Origin of the sequence: Serratia sp. CY83965, from assembly GCF_052166375.1 — a bacterium.
Taxonomy (GTDB): Bacteria; Pseudomonadota; Gammaproteobacteria; order Enterobacterales; family Enterobacteriaceae; genus Serratia; species Serratia marcescens.
Window position 1 is genome coordinate 357,145 of record NZ_JBJNOV010000003.1, and the last position, 23,876, is coordinate 381,020.

The 23,876-nt window shown below is 53.4% G+C and carries 27 protein-coding genes; 22 read left to right on the plus strand and 5 right to left on the minus strand.

What is annotated here, in order from left to right; genetic code table 11:
* The first annotated feature begins 8 nt into the window (after positions 1 to 8).
* The 17 genes from ACJ8PL_RS09650 to ACJ8PL_RS09730 are packed head-to-tail and all read left to right on the plus strand — an operon-like array spanning position 9 to position 16,381.
* Positions 9 to 335, plus strand: coding sequence for a head-tail connector protein (locus tag ACJ8PL_RS09650; RefSeq protein WP_019455889.1), 327 nt, complete (start codon positions 9 to 11; stop codon positions 333 to 335).
* Positions 336 to 343: 8 nt separating this feature from the next.
* Positions 344 to 682 (plus strand): phage head closure protein, encoded by a 339-nt coding sequence (locus ACJ8PL_RS09655; RefSeq protein WP_019455890.1) that lies wholly within the window; start codon positions 344 to 346, stop codon positions 680 to 682.
* Positions 679 to 1,095, plus strand: a complete 417-nt coding sequence (locus tag ACJ8PL_RS09660; RefSeq protein WP_019455891.1) for an HK97-gp10 family putative phage morphogenesis protein — start codon at positions 679 to 681, stop codon at positions 1,093 to 1,095. Before ACJ8PL_RS09655 ends, ACJ8PL_RS09660 begins: the two co-directional genes overlap by 4 nt.
* On the plus strand, positions 1,092 to 1,439 hold the full coding sequence (gp17, locus tag ACJ8PL_RS09665) for a tail completion protein gp17 (protein WP_193146543.1): 348 nt from the start codon (positions 1,092 to 1,094) through the stop codon (positions 1,437 to 1,439). The genes ACJ8PL_RS09660 and gp17 overlap by 4 nt, the downstream gene beginning before the upstream one ends.
* A gap of 58 nt (positions 1,440 to 1,497) precedes the next feature.
* Positions 1,498 to 2,217: a phage tail protein gene (locus ACJ8PL_RS09670; RefSeq protein WP_438811708.1), complete on the plus strand. Its 720-nt coding sequence runs from the start codon at positions 1,498 to 1,500 to the stop codon at positions 2,215 to 2,217.
* A gap of 17 nt (positions 2,218 to 2,234) precedes the next feature.
* Positions 2,235 to 2,657, plus strand: coding sequence for a phage tail assembly chaperone (locus ACJ8PL_RS09675; RefSeq protein ID WP_442531115.1), 423 nt, complete (start codon positions 2,235 to 2,237; stop codon positions 2,655 to 2,657).
* Positions 2,658 to 2,713: 56 nt separating this feature from the next.
* Complete coding sequence (locus tag ACJ8PL_RS09680; RefSeq protein WP_406818551.1) at positions 2,714 to 2,944, plus strand: phage tail assembly protein T; 231 nt, start codon at positions 2,714 to 2,716, stop codon at positions 2,942 to 2,944.
* 32 nt (positions 2,945 to 2,976) lie between these two features.
* A complete protein-coding gene (locus ACJ8PL_RS09685; RefSeq protein ID WP_442531116.1) occupies positions 2,977 to 6,339 on the plus strand; it encodes a tape measure protein in 3,363 nt (1,120 codons plus the stop codon).
* Positions 6,336 to 6,689 carry a phage tail protein gene (locus ACJ8PL_RS09690; RefSeq protein WP_019455898.1) on the plus strand — a complete coding sequence of 118 codons (354 nt, stop codon included), beginning with the start codon at positions 6,336 to 6,338 and terminating at the stop codon, positions 6,687 to 6,689. Before ACJ8PL_RS09685 ends, ACJ8PL_RS09690 begins: the two co-directional genes overlap by 4 nt.
* An 8-nt stretch (positions 6,690 to 6,697) precedes the next feature.
* On the plus strand, positions 6,698 to 7,447 hold the full coding sequence (locus tag ACJ8PL_RS09695) for a phage minor tail protein L (protein WP_442531117.1): 750 nt from the start codon (positions 6,698 to 6,700) through the stop codon (positions 7,445 to 7,447).
* A 2-nt stretch (positions 7,448 to 7,449) separates the two neighbouring features.
* Positions 7,450 to 8,151 (plus strand): C40 family peptidase, encoded by a 702-nt coding sequence (locus tag ACJ8PL_RS09700; protein WP_442531168.1) that lies wholly within the window; start codon positions 7,450 to 7,452, stop codon positions 8,149 to 8,151.
* 45 nt (positions 8,152 to 8,196) lie between these two features.
* Entirely contained in the window at positions 8,197 to 8,580 is a 384-nt protein-coding gene (locus tag ACJ8PL_RS09705; protein ID WP_442531118.1) for a hypothetical protein, read from the plus strand.
* 42 nt (positions 8,581 to 8,622) lie between these two features.
* Positions 8,623 to 9,237, plus strand: a complete 615-nt coding sequence (locus ACJ8PL_RS09710; protein ID WP_438916854.1) for a tail assembly protein — start codon at positions 8,623 to 8,625, stop codon at positions 9,235 to 9,237.
* 59 nt (positions 9,238 to 9,296) lie between these two features.
* Positions 9,297 to 12,680 carry a host specificity protein J gene (locus tag ACJ8PL_RS09715; protein ID WP_442531119.1) on the plus strand — a complete coding sequence of 1,128 codons (3,384 nt, stop codon included), beginning with the start codon at positions 9,297 to 9,299 and terminating at the stop codon, positions 12,678 to 12,680.
* 51 nt (positions 12,681 to 12,731) lie between these two features.
* Complete coding sequence (locus ACJ8PL_RS09720; RefSeq protein WP_442531120.1) at positions 12,732 to 15,275, plus strand: prophage tail fiber N-terminal domain-containing protein; 2,544 nt, start codon at positions 12,732 to 12,734, stop codon at positions 15,273 to 15,275.
* Positions 15,276 to 16,184, plus strand: a complete 909-nt coding sequence (locus ACJ8PL_RS09725; RefSeq protein WP_368927156.1) for a hypothetical protein — start codon at positions 15,276 to 15,278, stop codon at positions 16,182 to 16,184. It begins immediately after the preceding gene.
* 2 nt (positions 16,185 to 16,186) lie between these two features.
* Positions 16,187 to 16,381 (plus strand): recombinase RecA, encoded by a 195-nt coding sequence (locus tag ACJ8PL_RS09730; protein WP_442531121.1) that lies wholly within the window; start codon positions 16,187 to 16,189, stop codon positions 16,379 to 16,381.
* A gap of 24 nt (positions 16,382 to 16,405) precedes the next feature.
* Here ACJ8PL_RS09730 and ACJ8PL_RS09735 read toward each other — a convergent pair whose 3' ends face one another.
* The 4 genes from ACJ8PL_RS09735 to ACJ8PL_RS09750 form a co-directional block, all read right to left on the minus strand.
* Entirely contained in the window at positions 16,406 to 16,645 is a 240-nt protein-coding gene (locus ACJ8PL_RS09735) for a hypothetical protein (protein ID WP_442531123.1), read from the minus strand.
* Positions 16,638 to 16,886 carry a DinI-like family protein gene (locus ACJ8PL_RS09740; RefSeq protein ID WP_046687465.1) on the minus strand — a complete coding sequence of 83 codons (249 nt, stop codon included), beginning with the start codon at positions 16,884 to 16,886 and terminating at the stop codon, positions 16,638 to 16,640. The genes ACJ8PL_RS09735 and ACJ8PL_RS09740 overlap by 8 nt, the downstream gene beginning before the upstream one ends.
* A 311-nt stretch (positions 16,887 to 17,197) precedes the next feature.
* Positions 17,198 to 17,386 carry a DNA polymerase III subunit theta gene (locus ACJ8PL_RS09745; RefSeq protein ID WP_016927003.1) on the minus strand — a complete coding sequence of 63 codons (189 nt, stop codon included), beginning with the start codon at positions 17,384 to 17,386 and terminating at the stop codon, positions 17,198 to 17,200.
* A 54-nt stretch (positions 17,387 to 17,440) separates the two neighbouring features.
* Positions 17,441 to 17,647, minus strand: coding sequence for a hypothetical protein (locus ACJ8PL_RS09750; RefSeq protein WP_079452220.1), 207 nt, complete (start codon positions 17,645 to 17,647; stop codon positions 17,441 to 17,443).
* A gap of 258 nt (positions 17,648 to 17,905) precedes the next feature.
* On the opposite strand from ACJ8PL_RS09750, the gene ACJ8PL_RS09755 reads away from it, so the two are divergent.
* A complete protein-coding gene (locus tag ACJ8PL_RS09755) occupies positions 17,906 to 19,015 on the plus strand; it encodes an SDR family oxidoreductase (RefSeq protein WP_079452255.1) in 1,110 nt (369 codons plus the stop codon).
* Between the two features lie 34 nt (positions 19,016 to 19,049).
* Here ACJ8PL_RS09755 and ACJ8PL_RS09760 read toward each other — a convergent pair whose 3' ends face one another.
* Positions 19,050 to 19,796 (minus strand): S24 family peptidase, encoded by a 747-nt coding sequence (locus ACJ8PL_RS09760; RefSeq protein ID WP_019453597.1) that lies wholly within the window; start codon positions 19,794 to 19,796, stop codon positions 19,050 to 19,052.
* 175 nt (positions 19,797 to 19,971) lie between these two features.
* Here ACJ8PL_RS09760 and ACJ8PL_RS09765 point away from each other — a divergent pair, with 175 nt between their 5' ends.
* The 4 genes from ACJ8PL_RS09765 (at position 19,972) to ACJ8PL_RS09780 (ending at position 23,801) form a co-directional block, all read left to right on the plus strand.
* A complete protein-coding gene (locus ACJ8PL_RS09765) occupies positions 19,972 to 20,739 on the plus strand; it encodes an N-acetylmuramoyl-L-alanine amidase (RefSeq protein WP_442531124.1) in 768 nt (255 codons plus the stop codon).
* Between the two features lie 94 nt (positions 20,740 to 20,833).
* Positions 20,834 to 21,901, plus strand: coding sequence for an FUSC family protein (locus tag ACJ8PL_RS09770; protein ID WP_442531169.1), 1,068 nt, complete (start codon positions 20,834 to 20,836; stop codon positions 21,899 to 21,901).
* Positions 21,902 to 22,061: 160 nt separating this feature from the next.
* A complete protein-coding gene (gene tmaR, locus ACJ8PL_RS09775) occupies positions 22,062 to 22,379 on the plus strand; it encodes a PTS system regulator TmaR (protein WP_004935612.1) in 318 nt (105 codons plus the stop codon).
* Between the two features lie 354 nt (positions 22,380 to 22,733).
* Entirely contained in the window at positions 22,734 to 23,801 is a 1,068-nt protein-coding gene (locus ACJ8PL_RS09780) for an erythritol/L-threitol dehydrogenase (protein WP_016927009.1), read from the plus strand.
* Positions 23,802 to 23,876: the final 75 nt, after the last annotated feature.

Sequence of the window (23,876 nt, forward strand, 5' to 3'; positions counted from 1 at the left end):
GGTGAGCCATGTTGGAACTGAAATTGGTGAAGGAGCATTGCCGCCTGGAGCCTGATTTCAATGCGGATGACAGCCTGATCGGCGTCTATATCGGTGCCGCGAAAAAGCATGTTGAGATGTATACCCGCCGCACCCTATACGCCAGCGAATCCGACTCAGGATACGATGCCGATGAAGATCACCTGCTGCTGGATGATGATGTACGCACGGCAATGTTGTTACTTGTTGGGCACTGGTATGAAAACAGAGAGGCGAGTGTTGTCGGACAGTCAGTTTCCAAATTGCCAATGGCGGTAGAGTCAATTCTTCAGCCTTATCGGATCTATGGGCTATAGGAGGGGCTATGCAGGCAGGACGATTACGTCACCGGCTAATTATTCAAAACGCTGAAATAGAAGATCTCCCTTCAGGTCAGCAAAAAGAAATTTGGCTCGACGGTGCAGAAGTATGGGCTGATGTAAGGGGTATCAGCGGCAGAGAATTAATGTCTTCTGGTGCCGAATTATCTGATGCAACTATCCGTGTGTGGCTTCGGTTTCGGCAAGATATCTTCGCGACATCCCGATTTAAAATTATTATGGGGCCATTTAAAGGGAACATTTTGCAAGTTATCGGCCCGCCAATCCCTGACGCGAAAGCAACTCGATTAGAAGTTTTATGCAAAACGGGGGTGAAGGTATGATCGGTGGAAAGCTGGACTTCTCCGGCCTGCTTGACCTGTCAAAAGAACTTGATGTGCTTAGCAAAGCGGAAAGTGGCAATGTTTTACGGCAGGCTACCCGTGCTTCAGCTGCTATTTTCAGGGACGAGGCTCGGCGCTTAGCGCCGAAGCGTACCGGAAAGTTGGCGCGGAATATCGTTGTTGTAAGCCAGCGTGGCAGCCAGGGTGAGGCTGTTGCAGGTGTTCATGTGCGAAGTAAGGGTAAAGCCAGTAATCGAAATAACGCCTTCTATTGGCGGTTTGTTGAGCTTGGCACCTCGAATATGGCCCCAATCCCGTTTATTCGCCCTGCCTATGACGGCAAGCAGGAAGAGGCCGCGCGAGCCGCTTTCGACAAAGCCAACGCAGCTATCGACAAGGTGCTATCCAAATGACTGAAGCCGATATCAAGCCATTGCTTAAACCGTTGGTTGGTGGTCAGGCATACCCTTATGTTGTCAAACTGACAGCTGAAGGAGAACCGGCGGTGAGTCCACCGTGGATCGTATATTCGCTACCCAACGAGGACTCGGCGGATGTGTTCTGCGGAATGGCAGAAACCGCTGTGACGGTTCAGGTCGATGTCTATGCTGATACCGTGGATGAGGCAACCGCTATCCGTGCATTAGCGCAGGAGGCGGTTAAATCACTGGAACCGGCAGAAATGCGGGCCTTCAAAGATTACGAACCCGCGACAGCCCTTTATCGTGCCTCATTCGAATTCAGAGTGTGGCAATAAACCAGCTTTCCTCTACCAACCGCCTTCCGGGCGGTTTTTTTATTTCTGGAGAATACACATGACCAGTAAGTATGAAAAAACGCAGGGAACGAAAGTTTCCGTCTCGGCTGCTGAACCCATCTCGGTTGATGATCCAAACATCGTTTGGCTTGAGGCCCAATGTGCCACCAAAGAAATCAGCTATACCGCCGGGCAGAAAGCCGATATTGACGTTACGACGTTGTGCTCGGAAGAGCAGGAAAACACCAACGGTCTGCCGTCTCCGGGCGAAATGACGATTAACCGGAACTGGGTAGGCGACGAAGAGGCGCAGGAGTCACTGTTGACCGCCTACGAAACCGATGAGCGGCGTGCGATCAAAGTTGTTTTTCCGTCCGGCAATGGCTTTGTCTATCTGGCAGAAGTCCGTCAAAACAGTTGGTCTGCAGCAACATCCGGTGTGGTTTCGGCCTCTTACACGCTGCGGCTCAAGGGTAAACCGAAGCGCATCAAAGCCTCTGACAACGTGCCGGTGACCGGGGTAACGATCACGCCGACCAGTGGTAGCCTCGCTGCGGGTGGCACTACAACCTTTGCCGTGAACATTGCGCCGGCAGATGCAACGAATAAGGGATTTACCCTGAGTTCATCTGTCCCTGCACGCGCAACCGCCTCTGCTACCGGCATGAATGTCACTGTTTCGGCACCAGGCAGCGCGACCGCCGGCGCAGCAAACATTATCGTCAAAACCAGCGATGGCGACTTTACCGCAACGTTTGCGGCGACCGTAACCGCATAACGGGAGACCAGTAACACATGGCCGTTAAAAATAAATTCGATCTCAAGGCGCTGGTTTCAGCGCCGCAATCTGGGTTCCGTACCAAAACTGTACCGGTTAAAGAGTGGGGCGGGGCAAAAGTTGTACTGCGTGAGCCTTCACCAGAGGGGTGGGGCCGCTGGCGCGAGATTATGACCCCTCCTGAGCCAAAAGAAGGTGAGCAGCCCGTCAAGCTGTCCATTTCGGAGGAAACGCAGCGAAATATCCGCGCTGATTCGGTGATGTTCATTGACGTGTTGCTTGATGAAGAGCTGCAGCCTGTTTTTGACTTGAGCGAGCTGGATACCGTGGTTGCCTTTTATGGCCCAGTGCATGCCCGCTTGCTTAAGCAGGCTATGGATCTGACCACCTCGCCAGAGGAAGCCGAAAAAAAGTCCGAGAGCCCGACACCCAATTCATGATGAAACTTGCGCTTCGCCTGGGGAGAACCTTGGGTGAGCTCAAGCAATCAATAAGCATGAGTGAACTGCGCTTGTGGGCCGCGTATGACCGGATAAGCCCGATTGGGGATGAGCGCGGCGATTTCCGTGCGGCTCAGGTAGTTGCAGCCGTCCATAACGCTCAGCGTGATCCGAAAAGCCAGCCTCTTGACCTCAACGACCTGGTGATTCAGTGGGGCGCCAGCGGCGACGGGCCGGAGGAAAGTTTGAACGGTCTGGAGTCCTGGCTTGATGAAATGGCTGGATAACCCGCTTAGGCGGGTTTTTTTATGGGTGAAATATGGCTTCTTTGCGCGAACTAATTATCAAAATTTCGGCGAATTCCAGCTCGTTCCAGACTGAAATTTCCCGCGCGTCACGCATGGGAGCCGATTACTACAAAACGATGGAGCAGGGTAACCGTAAAGCCGAATATGCTACCCGACAAAGCCAGCGCGCGCTGGTTGAGCTCAATGGACAACTGGCGACAGTCCGTCAAACGGCACTCGGCATGGCGGGAGTATTTGCCGGGGCTTTTGCCACGGGAAACCTCATCAATTTAGCCGATCAGTGGACGCAGATTAATGCTCGGTTAAAGCTGGCCTCTCAATCGACAGAAGACTTTAAAAATAATCAGGCGGCGCTGATGGATATCAGCCAGCGCACCGGTACTGCTTTTAATGATAACGCCAACCTGTTCGCGCGATCCGCTGCATCAATGCGTGAATATGGCTATGCATCTTCAGATGTGTTGAAAGTCACTGAAGCTGTTTCAACCGGCCTGAAACTTTCTGGCGCTGGCGTGGCAGAAACCAACTCTGTGATCACACAGCTTTCCCAGGCGTTTTCATCGGGCGTTCTGCGTGGTGAGGAGTTTAACTCCGTCAACGAAAACGGCGACCGTGTGATCCGTGCGCTGGCGGCGGGAATGGGTATTGCCCGAAAAGATATGAAGGCGATGGCCGATCAGGGGTTACTGACCTCCGACAAAGTGATACCCGCGTTAATCAGCCAGCTCGGCACTCTGCAGCAAGAGTATGCTTCGATGCCTGGCGTTGTCAGTCGATCAGTGGTGAAAGTTGAAAACGCCTTCATGCAATGGGTGGGCGGTGCGAACGAAACCAGCGGTGTCACGGCAGCGTTATCCAGCACTTTGGATGCTCTGTCAGAAAACATCGACAACGTCGCTATGGCCCTTGGTGCGCTGGTGGCTGTTGGCGTTGCGCGTTATTTCGGTGGGCTGGTCAGCAGCATGGGGACTGCCACCGCCAATATGCTGGCCACCTATCGTGCCGAAGTCGCGGTGGCCGCAGCTCAGGTGGAAGGGGCAAAAACAGCAACTGCTGCTGCGCGAGCCACTTTATACCGTGCACAGCAGGCCAAAGCCGCCGCAGTTGGTATCGAACAACAGATCGTGGCAGAGCGACAATTAGCGATTGCTCAAAACCAATTATCGGCCAGTGTGGGCGCTCGCAGTGCCGCTCAAACCCGACTAAATTCGGTGACGTCACTCGGTGCTCGTCTTGGGGGAAGCCTGCTGAGTGTTGTTGGTGGGATACCCGGCATTGTGCTCGGCGTTGGCGCGGCGTGGATGTACGTCAACGAGAAGAACGAGCAGGCCCGCAAGGTGGCGGTTGCTTATGGCGATACCGTTGAGCAGGTGAAAAAACAAATGTCCGGCATGTCACTCGCCGGTTTGCAGTCTACTGCTGTTGATGCCAGCAATTCGATCATTGCGCAACGTGCCGAGATTGCCAAGACTGAGGAGCAAATCCGCAAGCTGAAAGACAGCGTGTCGGCACTGACTCAAATGGAAGCGGAGGCTAAGGAAAGCCCGTGGATGAGTCGGATCAATACCCTGATGACGTTGGAAGATATCCAGCAGGCGTTAATTGAGGCCCAGGGGGAACTCAGCCAAAAGAATTATGTACTTGAACAGCAGACCGATAAATTGCGCGCTACTGAAGCTTTGCGAAGCCGGGCGCTGAATGAGTCCATCAGCAAAACAGCGGAACTGGCTGGAGCAGTAGGCTCTCTGGCCGGAATGTATGAGCAGCTCAACCGTGTTACAGGGTTGGCAACCTCTACGGCGTTACCGACATTCGCTGGCATGCAGTTGCCAAAACTGGATACCAAACAACAAGACGCGATGACTCGCGCAATGCGCGAACAGCAACTTGCAGGATTGAAGGGACTCGATAAGGTGCGCCTATCCGCCACCTTTGAAGCCGATGACCTGAAACTCCCCCCCGGTCGCTACGAGCAGTATATTGCGGCCAAGGTAGGCGCAGAGCAGAAAACGGAAGCGCTCACCGCAGCTACTAAGGCCCAGCAAAAAGCCGAGCAGGATGCTGCCAGCGCTGCGAAGAAATCAGCCACAGTCACGGGTGAATATCAACAGAAGATCGCGAACCTGAACAAAGAAATTCAGGTCGAGCGGGTGCGCCTGAAAGAGGGGGACGCCGCTGCAGCCTTATTCTCTGCATCACTTGAGACCGGCAGTAAGTGGACTGGTGCGCAGCGCACCGAACTTGAACGGCTAAATAAAACGTTAACGGAGGCAAAACAACGCTGGGACGACCACAACGCTGCGATCGCATCTGACCCTTACCGGCAGGCGGCACAAACCCGAAAAGAGGCAGAGGCACAGCTTCAGCGCCAGATTGCCGGTAACGAAATCAAAAGTACTGAAGAGTTGGCGCGGCGCAAGCAGGAAATCAATACCACCTACCTCAATGCGATAGCTGAGGCCAACCAACGCAATGCGGTGACAGGCAATCAGGAGCTGGCCGGTAACGTTGACCCCCTGCAGAACATTGAAAACCAACTGGCCAAGCGTCAAGCCCTGATAGAGACCTATGCCACCGCCGGTATCATTTCAGAGCAACGAAAAAACCAACTGATCCTGGCTTCTGAAAATGAAACCAACGAACAGCGGTACCAGGCGGCTATGGCTCTGTATTCCTCCCAAGGCGACATGCAAAAGCTTGCTGTGGATTTGTTCCAGAGTTCGCAGGAGCGCGTTACCAATATGCTTACCGGTATGTTGACCGGGACGCAGACCTTCAAAGAAGGCATGCTCAATCTGTTCTCCACGCTGACGCAATCCATCATCAAAAATCTGGTGGATATGGCGGCGCAGGCGCTGATTACCAGCTCCATCATGCAGACTATTACCGGCATTTTTGGTGGGGTTGCAGGTGGCGCTGCAGGTGGAGCGTCAGCCGCCGCCGGAAGCACCGGTGCTATGGGGATGAGCACTAGCTATCTGGCATATGCCAAAGGCGGTGTTGTCGCCTCAAGCGATCTGAGCCAGTTCAGCGGGCAGATTGTCAGCAGTCCTACCATGTTTGCATTTGCAAAGGGGGCGGGGCTGATGGGAGAGGCGGGGCCAGAGGCGATCATGCCGCTGACTCGTGCGGCAGATGGTTCTTTGGGTGTTCGTGCCATATCGCAAGGTGGAGTTAGTGGCGGAGGCGGTGGCGCACCTCAGGTATACATCAATATCGACAGCAGCGGACAAACGACCCAGACCACAACGCCTGGGTGGGAGCAGTTTGGTAGCGAGATTGGACAGTTTGTCGATCAACGTTACCGCGCACTACGGGACAAGGACTTAGGGCAAAACGGTGTGCTGACTCAACGATTAGGGGGGAGACGATGATATTGGAGGAGTTTGTTTATAGCCCCCGGATAAACACGACCGGGGATATCACCCAGCGGGTACGCGAGGTGCAATTCGGGGATGGTTACAAACAGCAGTCCGGCGATGGTATCAACGGTGAGCACCAAAGCTGGCCGTTAACGTTTGTCGGCAACTGGCAATACATCGTCGGTATTCGCAATTTCCTGAAGCGTCACGAAGGCTTTCGGGCCTTCAAGTGGCGCAACCCGCTTTTCGAATTGGGGCTGTACACCTGCAATGGCCACCAGGTCACAGCAATGGGGAAAAACTCCCGCGCTGAACCGATGTATCAGCTGGCTGCGACGTTTGAAACTGCAAATCGACCATAGGATTTACCATGAGCATTAACGCAGACCTGCAGCTACTTGCACCGGGGAAAAGAGTGTACCTGTTCCATGTTGACGGAAGTATGTTTGACGGGCCAGAACTGTTTTTTCATAACTATCCAATCCCTTACACGGAAGCTGAATTGGTAGCGGCCGACACTGATCCGGCGCTGCTACCGGCAAAATCGATCTGGTGGCAGGGACAAGAGTACAAGCCGTGGCCAGTCGAGGCTGTCGGGTTTGAGGTAACGAGCGACGGGAGTGCACCGACCCCGACGTTAAGTGTCGCGAATCTTGACGGAACGATCTCGGCGATGTGCCTGGCGTATCAAAATATGGCGCAGGCAAAAGTCACCCGACACTTTACTTTTGCGCAATATTTGGATGCGCGAAATTATCCAGACGGTAACCCGGAAGCCGATCCCACCAAAGAAAAGCTGGATGTTTACTACATCGAAAATAAGGCCAGCGAAGACGACGAAGTGATTCAGTTCCAGTTGTCTTCACCGGCAGACCTACAGGGCATCCAAATACCCACTCGCCAAATCCATAGCCTGTGCACCTGGTGTATTCGAGGGCAATACAGAGGCCCGTCATGTGGCTATACCGGCACAAACTATTTTGATCAGGATGGCAACCCGGTAGACGACCCGTCAAAGGATGTTTGCGGCGGATTACTCAGCGATTGTAAAAAACGCTGGGGCGCGACAGAGCAATTGCCGTTCGGCGGCTTCCCTGGTTCGGCATTGCTAAAGAGGTAATGATGCGTAAACAGATAATCAGCGCTGTACTGGCGCATGCGGCGGCGGAGTATCCACGGGAGTGTTGCGGGTTGGTGGTGCAGAACGGCCGTCGGCAGCGCTATATCCCGTGCCGAAATTTGGCCCCTGAACCTAACGAACAGTTTAGCCTATCGCCAGAGGATTACGCGGCCGCTGAGGATGTCGGCACAATCATTGCGGTTGTTCACAGCCACCCTGATGCGACTACTCAGCCCAGTCAGCTCGATATCGCACAGTGTGACTTGTCACAATTGCCTTGGATAATTGTCAGCTGGCCTGAAGGGGATATCCGGGAGGTAATGCCCACGCAAGGCATCAAGCCGTTGCTGGGACGACCTTTTGTGCATGGGTTCTGGGACTGCTACGCCATAATCCGGGATTGGTATCAGCTGGAGCGCGCGATCGCATTGCCGAACTATAAACGCTCGGATGGCTGGTGGGAGCGGGGCGAAAACCTTTACATGAAACTTTACGCCGAGGCGGGTTTTGTGCTGGCGGTGGGCGAGTTGCAGATCGGTGACGTAATCGTTATGCAGGTGCAGGCGCCAGAGCCTAATCACGCAGGCATCTATCTTGGCGACGGGATAATGATCCATCACATGTATGGGCAGCTCAGCACGCGCGTTCCCTACGGCGGGTATTGGGCAGAGCGAACTATCACTATTTTGCGTTACAACGTCTGATCTACTGCTATCATATGGACGTGGAATTCTATAGGGATAATGGAAATGAATAAGAAGTTTTTAATTTTTATTGCGGTAGTGATTTTGTTCTTGGCTTTTGTGTTTTTCTATCCGAAAAAGAAAGTGGATGACTCACCTGTTAACACAGATACCTCGGCTAGCTTGGTTGAAATTGGGCAATCAGCAGTTTTAAAAAACCTAAAAGACCCTGACTCAGCAAAATTTGGATACTCTTACCAAGGTAAGGATAAATTTACCCTGTGTGGCACTGTGAACGCAAAAAATGGTTATGGTGGGTATACAGGAGAAACACGGTTTATCTATTCATTGGAAAAAGGCAATTTAACATTCGATGATGGAAATAGTGAATTTTCTGAATCGTGGTTGAATATGTGCGATAGGGCGAAACCCAAGATATTAATGAATTAAGTATTAAAACCGCCCCGGCGGTTTTTTTTTATTGGAGAAAGCATGTCGATATTAATCCCTGAAGTGAAAGTAATACGCCTATATGGGGTGCTTGGCGAGAAGTTTGGACGAGTACACTCTTTGGCGGTAGCTTCTCCAATTGAAGCGTTGAAAGCCCTAAGCGTAATAATTCCAGGATTCCAACTTTTCATGTTAGAAAGTAAGAGTCGTGGACTTACTTTTGCTGTTTTTGAAGGTAGACGTAACCTCGGAAAAGACGACCTACCCCTTCAGTCTAATGGAAGCGATATTCGTATAGCTCCAGTGATAATTGGCAGCAAGCGTGCGGGGCTTTTTCAGACTATTTTGGGCGCAGTTTTGATCACTGCGGCTGCATTTGCTGCTGGTGGTATAGGTGCAGCTTTTGCAGCTAAAGGGTGGACTGCCTTTGCGGCCATGAGTGGCGCATCCATGATGCTGGGCGGCGTTGTACAAATGCTTTCCCCCATGCAAGGCGGTTTGGCATCACGGCAGGACCCGGATAATAAACCTTCCTACGCCTTTGGCGGCCCGGTTAATACTGTTGCTCAGGGTAATCCAGTTCCGATCCTGTATGGAAAGCGCCGCATTGGTGGTGCCATTATCTCAGCAGGCATCTATGCGGAAGACCAGCAATAATACAGCACAATGAATACCATAACCCGCTGCGGCGGGTTTTTTTACGCCTGGAGAAAAGAATGCACGTCATTGAAGGCCGCAAAGGTGGCAGCAGCAGCCCCAGCACTCCGACAGAGTCCCCTGACTCGTTGCAATCCACCTCTTATGCAAAAATTCTTCTGGCGCTGGGGGAGGGAGAGTTTGGCGGTGATCTCGATGGAACCCGAATTTTCCTCGACGGCACGCCAATTATTTCAGCCGATGGCACTGAAAACTTTCCCGGCGTTCGCTGGGAGTTTAGACCTGGTACACCGCATCAGGATTATATTCCCGGCATGCCGGACGTAGAGAACGAAATCACCGTCAGCACCGAACTAACCAGCGATCGTGATTGGGTTCGAGCAGTAACGAATACACAACTTTCAGCCGTACGGCTTCGCTTTTCTTGGGCACAGTTACAGCAACAGCAAGATAACGGCGACGTAGTTGGGTACCGGATCGAGTATGCGATTGACGTTGCCACTGATGGCGGCTCCTATCAAGAGGTGTTGCGCACAGCCGTTGATGGCAAAACGACGACCAAATATGAACGTAGCCACCGTATCGATCTGCCTGCGGCCACAACCGGGTGGCAAGTGCGCGTCCGGCGCTTGACGCCAAATAGCACCAGTAACCGGGTTGCCGATAAAATGGTGGTTGAAGCCATTACGGAGACGATCGACGCCAAGTTGCGTTACCCGGAAACCGCGTTGCTGTTTATCCAGTTCGATGCGAAACAGTTCCCCAACATTCCCCAGGTATCCTGCGAACCCAAAGGGCGTGTTATCAGGGTGCCATCGAATTACAACCCCGAGACGCGGGAATATACCGGCACATGGGACGGCACGTTTAAGACGGCCTCGACGAATAATCCAGCCTGGATAACCTACGACCTGATGATAAATGACCGGTTTTCCATCGGAACACGGGTAAAGGCTGAGAATCTTGCGCTGACAAAATGGGATTTGTACCAGATCGGGCAATATTGCGATCAACTGGTGCCGGACGGCCGCGGTGGTGACGGGAAAGAGCCGCGTTTTCTGTGTGACGTTTATATCCAGTCGCAAGAGGATGCCTGGAACGTTTTGCGTGATATTGCGTCGATTTATCGCGGTTCAACCTTCTGGGCAAATAATGGCATGAATGCGCTTGCTGACATGCCCGCCGATGTTAAATACATCTTCACCCGCGCTAATGTTAAAGATGGCAAATTTACCTATGCCAGCGCTAGCGATAAAACGCATTACAGCACCTGCATGGTTAGCTGGAGCGACCCGGCAAACGGCTATCAAGACGCAATAGAGCCTGTTGCGGAGCAATCACTGACCCGCCGTTATGGCATCAAACAGGCCGATCTGACGGCGATCGGGTGCATTCGAAAGTCTGAAGGTATCCGCCGTGGCAAGTGGTTGCTTCATACCAACGATAAAGACCGCATGGTGTCCTTTACTGTTGGCCTTGATGGAAAAGTACCGTTACCCGGCTGGATCATCGCGGTTGCCGATGAAATGCTGGCAGGGCGTCCACTCGGTGGCCGTATCAGTTCCGTCGATGGCCGCAACATCACGCTTGACCGTGTTTCCTCGGCTGTGGTGGGTGAGCGTTTAATTTTGAACCTTCCAAGCGGTAAGGCGGAAGGGCGAACCATTGCGGCCGTTGCCGGTAAAATCATTACGGTCACCACCGCATACACTGAGCAGCCGGTCGCCGAGGCTGTATGGGCAATAGACGCGTCAGACCTGGCACTGCAGCAGTATCGTGTAACCGGCATCAAGGAAGGCGATGACGGGGTATCGTTCGATATTACTGCCGTCGAGCATGACCCGAATAAGTACGCCAAAATCGATACAGGAGCGCGGATTGAAGACCCGCCAATTAGCGTTATCCCGCCAGGTGTTCAACCGCCGCCGACAAATGTTCAAATCGGCGAATCATCGGCGGTAATTCAGGGCATGGCCGTGGCCACGCTGCGAGTTACATGGGAGCGGGCGGAAAGCGCGATCGCCTATGAGGCGGAATGGCGTCGGGACAACGGTAACTGGGTACCAGCACCGCGAACATCAACTCTCGGGTTTGAGGTTTCGGGTATTTATGCCGGACGATATCAGGCTCGAGTACGTGCGATAAACCCTTCTGAAATTTCCAGCGTTTGGGCCAATGCGCCAGAAATGGCTCTGACCGGTAAGCAAGGCGACCCGCCCGCGTTGGCCAGCTTCGTTACGGTGGGCCAAGTGTTCGGCATTGTCTTGAGCTGGGAGTTTCCTCTCGGGGCAGAGGACACGCAGCGCACTGAAATCTGGTACAGCCAGAACGCCGACGGCAGCAATAAAATGCACCTGGGCGACTATGCCTACCCACAGCGCAGCCACACGATGACGGGGCTGGCGGCAGGCGTGAATTTCTGGTTCCAGGCACGCCTGGTGGATAAGCTCGGGAATACCGGCCCGTGGACGAACTGGGTGCAGGGAACATCGAGCGAAGACGCCAGCGAGGTTCTGGACTACCTGCAAGGGAAGATCACCGAAACTGAGCTGGGGCAGGAGCTGCTGGGGCCTGTTGAAGATGCCGGAAAGCTAAAGGACATGTGGTCGGTCAAAGTTGGCCAGACTGTTGACGGCAAACTTTACACCGCCGGTATCGGCGTCGGCGTCGAAAATACCCCGGAGGGGATGCAAAGCCAGGTGCTGATTTTGGCTGACCGTTTCGCAGTGCTGAACACGGCTGATGGTCAAGGATCAGCGGTATCTGCGCCGTTCGCTATTGAAGGTGGCCAGGTCTTCATGAATAGCGCATTCATTAAGGATGCGGCTATCGATAGTGCAAAGATCGCCCAGCAAATACAGTCATCAAACTACATCGATGGTCAGCGCGGATGGGCAATTGATAAAAGTGGTGCCGCTCAATTTCATCAGGTAACTGTACGCGGTGTTGTTTATGCAGATGCCGGTAATTTTAATAACGGTACAATAGGGAACTGCCATATTCTTGATACTTGCGTTATTGACGGCAAATTGTCAGCCGCAAATATTGAGGGCAATCTTGTTCAGGGAAATACGTTCAGTTTCACACTTGCAAATACTAACAGTCAGCGAATAGTTCGCTATGAAGGTAATGCGTTAATGCCGATGCGAATTTATGGCTATGTTATGGCTGTAATGAGTCGCCAGCAGAAAACAAAAATTTACTTCAATGGAAACCAAGGCTCTGCCGTTGATGGGTTATATATCGCAAGGAAAGGAGATTCTGCAAGTAGCTATTCATATACAACAATGTTCAACTTTTCCCGCGACGTAGCTAAAGGTGAAGGTCTTGATATTAACGTACATGCTGGGGCGTTAGATCAGGGAGCAGGAGAGTCCACGCAATATACGGTAATGATTTGGGCTACACCGCAAAACAGTGGTTTCTCGGTTGAATACCCATAATTGAAATAACAACCCGCTACGGCGGGTTTTTTATTGGAGATAAAAGAGAATATGGCTGTTTTAATCAGCGGTAAACTCATTGGCCCCAATGGCGACCCACGCCCAAATGTAACGATTATGCTGGTGGCGGTAAAAACCTCATCGGCAGTTGTTAAACAGGCACCGTCCATTTCGACAACCACGGCGGATGGTAGTTACTCGTTATCCGTAGAGGTTGGCACCCATAACGTAATGATTGAGGCGCATGGTCGGCCATTTGAAAAAGCGGGGCAAATTACTGTTTATAACGATTCTAATCCGGGAACTTTGAATGATTTTTTGAATGCTCCAGGACAAGATGAATTGACACCAGCTATCGTTGCAATGGTGGACGATATGCGAGTTGAAGCGGTGGGCGCAGCCGCATCAGCAAAGGTTTATGCTGAGGAAGCAAAAGCGAGTTCCGAAATAGCAAAATCTGGTGCTGATGCTTACCCTGATGCAGCTGCGGCTCAAGCTGCAATTGACGCAGGCACAGAAACTCGGCGTTATTTTTCTGTTCGCTCAACAATTTCAACGCAGTGGGTTGATGAATATGAGAACGTCAACGGTGTAGCGACGCCAACGGGCCGCTATCTGAGCAATGGGAAATACGTTGATGAGATTGCCGCATCGGTTATTTCGCTGCTGGCGAGTCTTATGGAGACGAATAAGAGAACTGCCGCCTTGAGACAATATCAGTCAGAGCAGTGGCAGTGGACAGTAGAAAGTGCTCTCGGCCCTTCTCAGACGGCAATGGCATTAGATAATGATTTTGGTCTATGGCTTGCCGGTTTAAAGTCATCCATCCAGGATTACGTTGAGCAGTTAATTCCGAAAAACATTGCAAATCGTTATCAAAATATGCAGTTCGTCCTCGTTGCCAAAAACGGGGTTGATGGCCTATTAACAATTAACGATAACGGCGATGTAAGAATGGTCGGTATGGATGACGTTCTGCAAGACAGATTAGAATCCATATGTTCGACTAATTTCTCTCGTCGCATTGTCGGCTTCCAGTATGTGATTTTTGCAAAAGACCTCAAGTCGGCTTTATTCGCAATTGATGATGATGGCGGAGTGCATATACCCGGAATTGAAGGCCCACTTCAAGATAATCTGGGCGAGTCTCTGGCATCGGTCAAGACTGTCAGCGGTGTTCCAGCCGCAGCGTGGCGCGGTGATATTGTGTGGTCAGAGCGTCCGGTATTAACGGCGCAAAAGCTATCAGCATCAGGATTCGTATTCAGTTACATGCCAGGCGGCGAGGCAACTTCGGGGGCTGGTGTGATGTATGTCCCGTCCCTGCGTGAAATGCCCGTTGACGCTGAAGAATCACATGGCGGTGGCTCAGCGGGACAATCGCTGAATCTTTCAGCCGATTTTGCCGGTTCAAACATCGTTAACAGAAACCCTGCTTTTCGTGGCCGCATATTAGCGGGTGCGCGTGGAAAACCGGAAGGAAATAATGTTAACCCTGTGACAGTTGATGATGTCTCGACGATGAATGACATGAGCGATCCCTCATATCGTCAGGGGAACATTCTGCCAATGTATAACGCATTGATGGATATGGGGGTGGGCAATATCGTCTTTATCCATGCCCCGTTCGCCGCCGGTGGTCGCTCATTTGTGCAAATTAGCCGAGGTACAGTGCCTTATGAGAACGGCCTGAAATACGTGAAAATGGCTAAATCCGCATCTGATGCAGTGGGCAAGCGCTATGTATTCAAGTTCCTCGGATTCGAACATGGCGAAACTGATTCAGATAATGGTGATTGCCTTAATCCTGGGGATTATCTCGCAAAAGAAAATGTTTATTTCTCCGGCATTCAAATCGACTTCAAAGGCATTACCGGCCAACCAGATGATTTCCTGATTGTTATCGGCCAGGTCGGAAGCCGCATTGACACAAAGACCGGCGCAGTTGATGAGGAGGGCAACCCTACGGGCGAAAGCGTCGTTGTCCAGCCGTATTCCGTGCCTGCCGTTGATCAGCTTGCCTATGTGCGTCAGAACCCAGCCACGGCGATTATGTACGGCCCTAAATACATGCTGAACTGGCTCTATAACGACAACTCGCTCAGTCATCTTAATGCAAAAGGGAAAGTGCTTCAGGGGGAATATACAGCCCAGGCTATTCACTGGCATCTGTACAACGCAGAGAAAAAAGGAACATGGACGGGGTTGAAAGTAAAAAGCCTTACCGTATCAGGAAGTATTGCAGATCTTCTTTGTGATGTGCCTTACGCGCCGATCGTTATTGATACGACGTTCATCGCAGACTGTTTGAATCAGGGTATTAGCCTTGAGAAAAACACGGCAGCGGTTCAGAGCATCACAATCGTTGACGGTAACATTATTCGCGTTGAGTTTGATAAAGCTCCCGCATCAGACGACTACATGCTGATCGGATTTACAAATACCGCGCTAAGTTCAAGCGGTCACGTTTATCCGCTTACATGCTTCCGTGATTCGTCGTCGGTTAAATCCCGATGGATCACGCGAAATAATGCCCCATTCCCACTATACAACTGGCTGTGCCTCGATCGCCTGCCAATGACCGGAGAATTTTAAATGGTAGCAGTAAACCAAACTGGGAAAGCCTATTACGGTTTTCGCCCAGCGTTAGATCTATCAGCATCTATTCTCGACCCTCAGGCTCTTTTTGCTGCATACAAGGCGCGTGTGGTTGCAGATGGTGGCACTATCCCAGATGAAGCAGGCTGCCTGGCCCGGTTCTCATTTTTGCTGAATAACGGCATGTATGAGAAAACCGCGTTCTGTGCAGCGCCTGCATTTGGATTGAAAGTTGACGGCGTTGGCAATGTCCAAACCGTTTATAACCTGCTCGGCGATGCTGGCGATTTAATCGCAGGCTCGCAGGGTACGCCGCCGTTACCCATGACTTACGATGCTACATCCCGCGCGGTTATAATTCAGGTCACATCAGGTGGTGGGTGGTATCTCAAAAGCCGCGCGAGCCTTGTCATTCATAAAAGTTCGACTTATCTGCTCGCTGGCCGCATGAGCGATCTAAATCGCGCTGACAACAACGGCATTACTGCAGGATACAATCTGACAGGTTTGCCGATGGCATATCTTCGGACAATGATAACGAACGGTCAAAAAGAGACGGAAGCCTGGCGTTATGGAACACGCGATAGCGCTTGGCCAGCTGGTAGCGGCGGCGCGCTCAATGCCGCAACGAATATTTATGCTGACTACGTGCCATCTGCGGGCCTATTCAAAGTGGCTCAAGGGGTTGTTGAGGGTTACGAGAAAGGGAAGTTGCTTGTGACCTCCGCACCTGCGGCAACTGGAAAACTGGCCGACTTGAGCAGTTACACTTCACCGATGTTGATCGGTGGTACGCAGTTGGCGAACAACATCGTCAGTGCGTGCTACGGGGCATTCCAGGACATGCTCTGTCTTCACACCGCAGACGAATCCGACGCAATTCTTGCGTCACGATTGGGGATGTAACTATGGTTGAAGATTGGATGATCCCACATGATTGGCAAAATCCGATATGGAATCGGGACACGAGCCAGCCTCATCACTGGCATAATTATGTCTCAAGCGCTGTTCAGCAAATATGGCAAAGCTTTACTGATGAGCAAAAGCAGGTGCTAGCCGCTGGGTTTGCAGAGGTAGCGCTGAACGAGGGCTGGTGGGATTAAATCAAATGCCGGGAGGGAACCCGGCTATTTATACAGCGAGGCAAAGTCGAATGCGAGCGCCGCATCAACGGCTTTGCCCTCTGTTTCAAACGGTACCGCTGACACGAGCGGCCAGCGCCCCTTGTGCCACACATATAGCCAGTGCTGCTGCTCCTCGTCTTCACGTATCGCGAACATCGGAGGGCTATTTTGCTGCGGCTCTGGGTATCTGTCGTTCTCGTTGAGAACGAAAATCTGCCGCCCGGCAAGGGTAATGCTACCCATAGATGTCACTCATCAGCCATTGCTCTGACTCTTCAAACATATCTTCAAGAAGCCGATTTAACTTTTCTCTGTCGCTTTTGTTAGCGTCGCTAATGAGTCCGTTCGTTTGCATCGGCTTTACTTTCACTTCTGCATCAGGGAACACCCGATGTACCCGCCTTGTCAGTTCTGCTTTGATTATCTCTGCCGCGTCAGGCAAACCTTTAACATTACGTTGGTCAAAAATCAGCTCTACGAACATTCGCACCCCTGAATAACTGTATGTATATACAGTAATGTTGTTCGATGAACTCGTGTACGTCAAGCAATAACCGGTTTCGTGAGGTGAATTGAAGAAAATGATGTGTACAAAATTGCGTACCACATGAATTTTTTTAAAATAAAAAATCAATAATATCAGTATATTAAATTAATTGTTTTGTAATCGTGAATGTAAAATGTGGCCGTTGCCTTGCTGCTCAAAATCGCGTCTCTTCAGTGGCGGATACAATATGCCCCTATTGTAACGGCGTGGGGAGCGATGCCAAGCGGCGGTTAGCGAAATGCGCGCAATTACGCACGGCGATAGAAATCCAGCCGCTGATGAAAGTAGGGGAGCAGGTGGTCGGGGATCTGTCGTTCTGTTTCCGCCTGGGTCGAGGCGATGCCGTAGCGCTCGTTGTAGATCACGCTGATGGCCAGCAAATCGGTTTCTATTTTCTCGCGTTGCGCCTGCGGTAAGCTATCCAGCTTTCGAACCATCGTTATCTCCCTGTTAACCTTAGGGTATAATAGGATCGTTAGCGGGTCTTGTCCCTACCCATTCCGAGGGGAGGTGGACGCCTGAGCGCTTTGCTGTGGGCTGGGAGTCAGACTGTGACGCGCGGCGAACTCGCTCTGCGCCTGGTGCGCATTGAGGCGATCCGCCCGGTTATACAGCGAACAGGCGCCGCTTATCACCGCCCCCCAAAACAGGGTGCACAGCAGTAAAACCCCCAACCAGATTTTTTGGTTATAGGTCATAAGTCCTCCACGGACGAAAAGAGAAATAACATTGACCGTTAAATTAAATCAGGCACTACATCAATGGTATTTAAACGGCGGAGATTAATCATGGAATCTACGCGGTTCTTTTGTTACTAAACCCAGGATGGATGTTTCAAAAGATTCCTTAAGATAATATTAAGAAAAGCGAGTCTGGGCGCCGTAATTCTATTTAATATTTGTTTAAATATCCGCAGATACAATCTCCCACATTCAATGCCAATGTGGGTGACAATGATGAAAACGCTACTGTTGACCGGCGCTACCGGCTTTCTCGGTGGTGCAGTTCTTGAAAAATTATTGATTGAAAATCAGTCTATTAATTATCTTTTGCTGGTGCGCGCCGATGATGCGCAGCAAGGGCTGGCCCGTATTCGCGCGAATATGGAAAAGTTTAATATCGACGCGAATCTGCTGTCTAAAATTACGATGGGAAATATATTGTTGGGCGATCTTTCCGAGCCGGCCGACTTTTTAACTGACGCACGTATTAACAATGTCACGCACGTTATTAACTGCGCGGCCGTTGCTTCATTTGGTAATAACCCGCTCATTTGGAAGGTAAACGTAGAAGGCACTCTGGCCTTTGCTGAAAGAATGGCGCAGGTGCCGGGATTAAAACGCTTCCTGCACGTCGGCACCGCCATGTCCTGTTCGCCGGAGCCGGGTTCGCTGGTGGCGGAGAGCGGCGAATTTGAGGAGGACGCCGAGCACCTGGTGGAATATACCCGTTCCAAATCCACCATCGAACAGCTGATGCGCCAGCGCTGCCCGCAAATGCCGTTGACCATCGCTCGTCCGTCGATTGTGGTAGGGCACACCCGCCTGGGCTGCCAGCCTTCCAGCAGCATTTTCTGGGTGTTTGGCATGGCGCTGATGCTGCGCAAGTTCATGTGCTCGCTGCAGGACAATATCGACGTGATCCCGGCGGACTACTGCGCGGATGCGCTGGTGATGCTGATGAACAGAGAAACGCTGGAGAACGACGTTTATCACATCTCCGCCGGTGAGGAGAGCAGCGTCAGCTTTGCTGAAATTGACAACGCCATGGCGGCGGCCCTGGAAAAAGCGCCGGTGGGCGATGAGTATGCGCAGGTGACCTATGACGCGCTGGTGAAAATGCGCCGTCAGCTGAAAGACATTTTCGGCCCGTGCAACGAGCGGCTGATGCTCAAAGCGATGCGCCTGTACGGCTCGTTCGCCATGCTCAACGTGCGTTTCAGCAACGAGAAGATCCTCAAGCTGGGCATGCCGAAACCGCCGCGTTTCACCGACTACATCGCCGGCTGCGTGCAGTCGACGCGCGGGCTGTCTATCCAGCAGCAGATGGTGGTGGACTTCAAATAACCGCCGGGCGCAACGGGCGCCCGAGGTTGCTCTGCTACCAGGACGAAGACGACCAGAAGACGCGGCCGAGCACCACCAGTTGCTCCTTGCGCTGCTGATAGCTGAGATGCTCGTCCTGGTACTCTTCCCGGTTGAGGGAGCGGATGATGACGCCGCCGTCCGGCTGCTCGATCAGCACCTTCACCCGCAGCAAATTGCCGTGGCGGATGGCGTAGGTCTTGCCCTCGCGGATGCGCGTGTCGTCGGTGTTGATGCCGACCACGTCGCCGTCCTGCAGGCGCGGTTCCATGCTGGAGCCGGAGATGCGGATAATGCGCGCGGCGTTGACCGCCACCCCCATCTTGTGCAGATAGTAACGGCGGAAGATCAGCGAAAACTCCTCGCGATCGACGATTTCGTAGCAGCCGTCGCCGGCGGAAAAATCAATATCCAGCAGCGGGATCTCCACAAACTCTTCCTTGTCTTGTTCGGTATCTTCCCATACCACCGGTTTCAAACGGGCGGGCTGGAAGTCCGACTCCGCCGCCACGTTGTCAAACGGGCGCACCAGCTGCTTTTCGTGAAACACGTCGAACCAGCCCTTGGGCAAATTCAGCCTGGCCTCGATCCGCCTGGCCAGATTGTCGCCAAGATTGCGGGAGGATTTTTCCCCGATGATTTGGCTCAGCGTCGGCGCTGAAGACTCAACCAGCGTGGCGAACTCATTCTGGTTGACGCCTTGCCGGGCGTAGCGGGCCATCAATTCGCGCAGATTGTTGCGCCTGATTTCTTTAGTTTCCATCGCGCAATGATCGCACTCTTTAGCAAAAAGGTAAATAACGATTTTGCTAAAAAACACTTGCGCATAATTTAGCAATTAGCTAAAACAAAAGGGTGAGCCAAGGGTTCACCCGTGCGGGGCGGCTTGTCATGATGAGGAGCCGCTCAGTGAAATCAAACGAGAGAGGGACTTTACGATGTACAAGATTGATTACAATAGCTACCGATCGGTCGCCAGCTTCGGCCACCGCGTGCGTTTTCTGGTGCTGCACTACACGGCGCAAAACTTCGCCGACTCGGTGACGTCGTTGACCGGAAAATCGGTCAGCGCGCACTACCTGGTGCCGGATCCGACCGAGGCGACCTATCAGGCGGCCGGTTTCAGCGGCGTGCGCATCTTCAACCTGGTGGACGAGAACGAGCGCGCCTGGCATGCCGGCACCAGCCAGTGGGGCACCCGCAGCAATATCAACGACACCTCGATCGGCATCGAGATCGTCAATCTGGCGAGCGGCGACGGTGAAAACATCACCTTCCCGCCGTTCAATCCGCAGCAGATCGAGGCGGTCACCCAGCTGGCGCAGAACATCCTGCAGCGTTATCCGGACATCTCGCCGGTGAACGTGGTGGCGCACTCCGACATCGCGCCGGGCCGCAAGAGCGATCCGGGCCCGCAGTTCCCGTGGCTGCAGCTGTATCAGGCCGGCGTCGGCGCCTGGTATGACGAAGCGACCAAGCAGCAGCGCCAGCAGGAATACTGCAGCCAGGGCCTGCCGGCGCAGGCCGATCTGCTGAAACTGTTCGCCCAATACGGCTATGACACCTCGGCGGCGAACACCGCAGAAGGCTATCGCCAGCTGGTGCGCGCGTTCCAGCTGCACTTCCGTCCGCAGAAGTATGACGGCGTGATGGATGTCGAAACCGCCGCCGTTCTGCGCGCGCTGGTCGACAAGTACGCCGCCTGAGCCTGACCGCGAATGGGGGACGCCTCATTCGCCTTTTCCTCGCCGGGCTTCCTCCGCTAAAATAGCGGCCTGGCTGGTCTTTATCGGAGGCATCGTGCGCCTCGATCGAAAAATCTCTCCCCTTGAACTGCTGACCTATCGCCACTATCGCGTCGTTCACGGCGTGCGCATCGGGCTGGCGTTTATCCTGACCTTTCTGCTGATCCGCCTGCTGGCGGTGCCCGAAGGCACCTGGCCGCTGATCACCCTGGTGGTGGTGATGGGGCCGATCTCGTTTTGGGGCAACGTGCTGCAGCGGGCGCTGCAACGCATTGCCGGCACGGTGTTCGGCGCCGCGTCCGGCCTGATCGCCCTGTATCTGGAATTCTATTCGCTGCCGCTGATGCTGGTCTGGTGCGGCGTGGTGATGTTCGTCTGCGGTTACCTGACGCTCGGCAAACGGCCGTATATGGCGCTGCTGGTGGGGATCACGCTGGCGGTGGTGTGCGGCGCGGGCGCCGGCGACATGCACACTGCGCTTTGGCGCAGCGGCGACGTGATCTTCGGCTCGCTGCTGGCGCTGCTGTTCACCAGCATCTACCCGCAGCGCGCCTACATTCTGTGGCGCATGCAAATGGCGGACTGCCTGCAAACCGCCGCCCGAATTTACGGCGCCTACTTTTCGCCGAACGTCATTGAGCGGCCGCGGCTGGAGCCGCAGCTCAAGGATCTGTTGAATCAGGTGGTGAAGCTGCGCAGCCTGATCGTGCCCGCCAGCAAGGAAACCCGCATCCCCAAAGCGGTGTTCGAGGCGGTGCAAACCCTCAGCCGCAATCTGGTGTGCACGCTGGAACTGATGGCCGACGCCTACTGGGCTTCGCGCGAAACGCACTTCATCATGCTAAACGCCCGCACGCTGCGCAGCACCCAACTGCTGACGCTGAGCTCGCTGGAATCGCTGGCGCTGCTGATGCGCGAAGGGCCACAGGCGCAGCGGCAGGCGGCGGCGGGGCAGCTGGCGGAGATCGCCGGCGAGCTGAAAACGCTGATGCAGGAGGTCAGCCTCGGTCAGCACGGCGAAGCGCCGATTTACGGCTATGTCTGGCTCAGCATGGAGCTGGCGCAGCAGCTGGAAGAGTTGGGGGATCTGCTCCAGGTCTGCACCGCCGCCGGGCGTGAATAAGGGGTCAGATCATGAAGGCGGCGCTTTGGGTTTTGGCCGCCGGGGCAAAGTGGGTAAGATAAGGCAATCACTGTTGTGCCGGACCGCCACAAACCTGTATCTTGGTGCCATGTGGCCGTAAGCAAATGAATCTGTGTATTACTAAAGCAAGGGTATAAAGATGGATAATGCAAATAAGCCGAGTTTCCAGGACGTGCTGGAGTTTGTGCGTATGTTCCGCCGCAAAAACAAACTGCAACGCGAGATCGTCGACAACGAAAAGAAAATTCGTGATAACCAGAAGCGCGTGCTGCTGCTCGACAACCTGAGCGAGTACATCAAGCCCGGCATGAGCATTGAAGACATTCAGGGCATCATCGCCAACATGCGCAGCGACTACGAAGATCGCGTTGATGACTACATCATCAAAAATGCCGATCTGTCCAAAGAGCGCCGCGAGCTGTCCAAAAAGCTGAAAGCGATGGGTGAAGTGAAGTAACCCGCTTTATCGGGCCGGGCGCGATGCCTGGCCCGCATTCCTGCCAATCATCTTCTTCCTGCCGTTTCGATCATCTCCCGATCCTCATCGATCCCGTAAATGGGATCGCGATCCGCATTTGTAGCTTTTTTAGCCGCAATGTTAACGAACTGTGATTTTGCTCAAACAATTATTTTTGCAGCTTTGGTTATATGTCGATCAATGTTCACGTTGTCATTTTGAGTTTTCGAGATGTTTTATGATTAATTTATTGAAATTTAACATGTTGTTTCGCTGCTCGTTTTTTGTTGAATAAAAATGACAACGTCAACATTTAGAATTTTCAAGCGTTTAACGAGTGTATTGGAGGAAGAGATGAGTCAGTTGCCGGAAAAAATGCGCGCGGTCGTTTGCCACGGCCCGCAGGACTACCGTTTCGAACAGGTGCCCACGCCGCTGCCGAAGGCGCGCGAGCTGGTGATCAAGGTGGAAGGCTGCGGCATCTGCGCCGGCGACTGCAAGTGCAAGAACGGCGCGCAGATGTTTTGGGGGGAGAACCCGTGGGTCAAACCGCCGGTGGTGCCGGGACATGAGTTCTACGGCCGCATCGCCGCGCTGGGCGAGGGCGCGGAAGGCAAATACCGGATCGGTGAGCGGGTGATCGCCGAGCAGATCGTGCCGTGCTGGGAGTGCCGTTACTGCAAATCCGGCAGTTACTGGATGTGTGAGACGCATAACATTTACGGCTTCCAGAAAGACGTGGCGGAGGGCGGCATGGCGGAATACATGCGCTTTTCCGAGAACGCTATCGTGCACAAGATCCCGGAAAGCCTGAGCCATGAAGACGCGGTGCTGATCGAACCGATGGCCTGCGCCATCCACACCGTGGCGCGCGGCGACATCCAGCTGGACGACGTGGTGGTGTTGGCCGGCGCCGGGCCGCTCGGGCTGTGCATGGTGCAGGTGGCGCGCCTGAAGACGCCGAAGAAACTGATCGTGATCGACGCCATCGACGAGCGGCTGGCGCTGGCGAAGGAATTCGGCGCCGACGTGGTGATCAACCCGCTGAAGGAAGACGCCGACCAGATTGTCAAATCGCTGACCGGCGGCTACGGCTGCGACGTGTATATCGAGGCCACCGGCGCGCCGATCGGCGTCACCCAGGGGCTGCAGATGATCCGCAAGCTGGGCCGCTTCGTGGAGTTCAGCGTATTTGGCAAGGAAACCACCGTCGACTGGTCCATCATCGGCGATCGCAAAGAGCTGGACATTCGCGGCGCGCACCTGGCGCCCTACAGCTATGAAATCGCCATCGATCTGTTCGAGCGCGGGCTGGTGACCTCCAACGGCGTGGTCACCCACAGCTATTCATTGAACGACTGGGACGAAGCCTTCGCCCTGGCGGACTCGACCGATTCCATCAAGGTGATCCTGGTTCCCTGATTTTCCCGCCGTACCGCTGTTGCAGTCACGACCGCCGGCCCATCCGCAATGGGGGGCCGGCCGGTCGGCCAAACG

Coding starts and splice junctions, on each gene's coding strand:
- ACJ8PL_RS09740 (WP_046687465.1), bottom strand. CDS start 16,886: ATGTTCGTAGAGCTGATTTTTGACCAACGTAATGTTAAAGGTTTGCCT.
- ACJ8PL_RS09760 (WP_019453597.1), bottom strand. CDS start 19,796: ATGGAAACTAAAGAAATCAGGCGCAACAATCTGCGCGAATTGATGGCC.
- ACJ8PL_RS09655 (WP_019455890.1), top strand. CDS start 344: ATGCAGGCAGGACGATTACGTCACCGGCTAATTATTCAAAACGCTGAA.
- ACJ8PL_RS09710 (WP_438916854.1), top strand. CDS start 8,623: ATGTCGATATTAATCCCTGAAGTGAAAGTAATACGCCTATATGGGGTG.
- ACJ8PL_RS09745 (WP_016927003.1), bottom strand. CDS start 17,386: ATGGTTCGAAAGCTGGATAGCTTACCGCAGGCGCAACGCGAGAAAATA.
- ACJ8PL_RS09650 (WP_019455889.1), top strand. CDS start 9: ATGTTGGAACTGAAATTGGTGAAGGAGCATTGCCGCCTGGAGCCTGAT.
- ACJ8PL_RS09755 (WP_079452255.1), top strand. CDS start 17,906: ATGAAAACGCTACTGTTGACCGGCGCTACCGGCTTTCTCGGTGGTGCA.
- ACJ8PL_RS09765 (WP_442531124.1), top strand. CDS start 19,972: ATGTACAAGATTGATTACAATAGCTACCGATCGGTCGCCAGCTTCGGC.
- ACJ8PL_RS09750 (WP_079452220.1), bottom strand. CDS start 17,647: ATGACCTATAACCAAAAAATCTGGTTGGGGGTTTTACTGCTGTGCACC.
- ACJ8PL_RS09730 (WP_442531121.1), top strand. CDS start 16,187: ATGGTTGAAGATTGGATGATCCCACATGATTGGCAAAATCCGATATGG.
- ACJ8PL_RS09700 (WP_442531168.1), top strand. CDS start 7,450: ATGCGTAAACAGATAATCAGCGCTGTACTGGCGCATGCGGCGGCGGAG.
- ACJ8PL_RS09670 (WP_438811708.1), top strand. CDS start 1,498: ATGACCAGTAAGTATGAAAAAACGCAGGGAACGAAAGTTTCCGTCTCG.
- ACJ8PL_RS09725 (WP_368927156.1), top strand. CDS start 15,276: ATGGTAGCAGTAAACCAAACTGGGAAAGCCTATTACGGTTTTCGCCCA.
- ACJ8PL_RS09675 (WP_442531115.1), top strand. CDS start 2,235: ATGGCCGTTAAAAATAAATTCGATCTCAAGGCGCTGGTTTCAGCGCCG.
- ACJ8PL_RS09735 (WP_442531123.1), bottom strand. CDS start 16,645: ATGGGTAGCATTACCCTTGCCGGGCGGCAGATTTTCGTTCTCAACGAG.
- ACJ8PL_RS09705 (WP_442531118.1), top strand. CDS start 8,197: ATGAATAAGAAGTTTTTAATTTTTATTGCGGTAGTGATTTTGTTCTTG.
- ACJ8PL_RS09780 (WP_016927009.1), top strand. CDS start 22,734: ATGAGTCAGTTGCCGGAAAAAATGCGCGCGGTCGTTTGCCACGGCCCG.
- ACJ8PL_RS09715 (WP_442531119.1), top strand. CDS start 9,297: ATGCACGTCATTGAAGGCCGCAAAGGTGGCAGCAGCAGCCCCAGCACT.
- gp17 (WP_193146543.1), top strand. CDS start 1,092: ATGACTGAAGCCGATATCAAGCCATTGCTTAAACCGTTGGTTGGTGGT.
- tmaR (WP_004935612.1), top strand. CDS start 22,062: ATGGATAATGCAAATAAGCCGAGTTTCCAGGACGTGCTGGAGTTTGTG.
- ACJ8PL_RS09695 (WP_442531117.1), top strand. CDS start 6,698: ATGAGCATTAACGCAGACCTGCAGCTACTTGCACCGGGGAAAAGAGTG.
- ACJ8PL_RS09690 (WP_019455898.1), top strand. CDS start 6,336: ATGATATTGGAGGAGTTTGTTTATAGCCCCCGGATAAACACGACCGGG.
- ACJ8PL_RS09685 (WP_442531116.1), top strand. CDS start 2,977: ATGGCTTCTTTGCGCGAACTAATTATCAAAATTTCGGCGAATTCCAGC.
- ACJ8PL_RS09680 (WP_406818551.1), top strand. CDS start 2,714: ATGAGTGAACTGCGCTTGTGGGCCGCGTATGACCGGATAAGCCCGATT.
- ACJ8PL_RS09660 (WP_019455891.1), top strand. CDS start 679: ATGATCGGTGGAAAGCTGGACTTCTCCGGCCTGCTTGACCTGTCAAAA.
- ACJ8PL_RS09720 (WP_442531120.1), top strand. CDS start 12,732: ATGGCTGTTTTAATCAGCGGTAAACTCATTGGCCCCAATGGCGACCCA.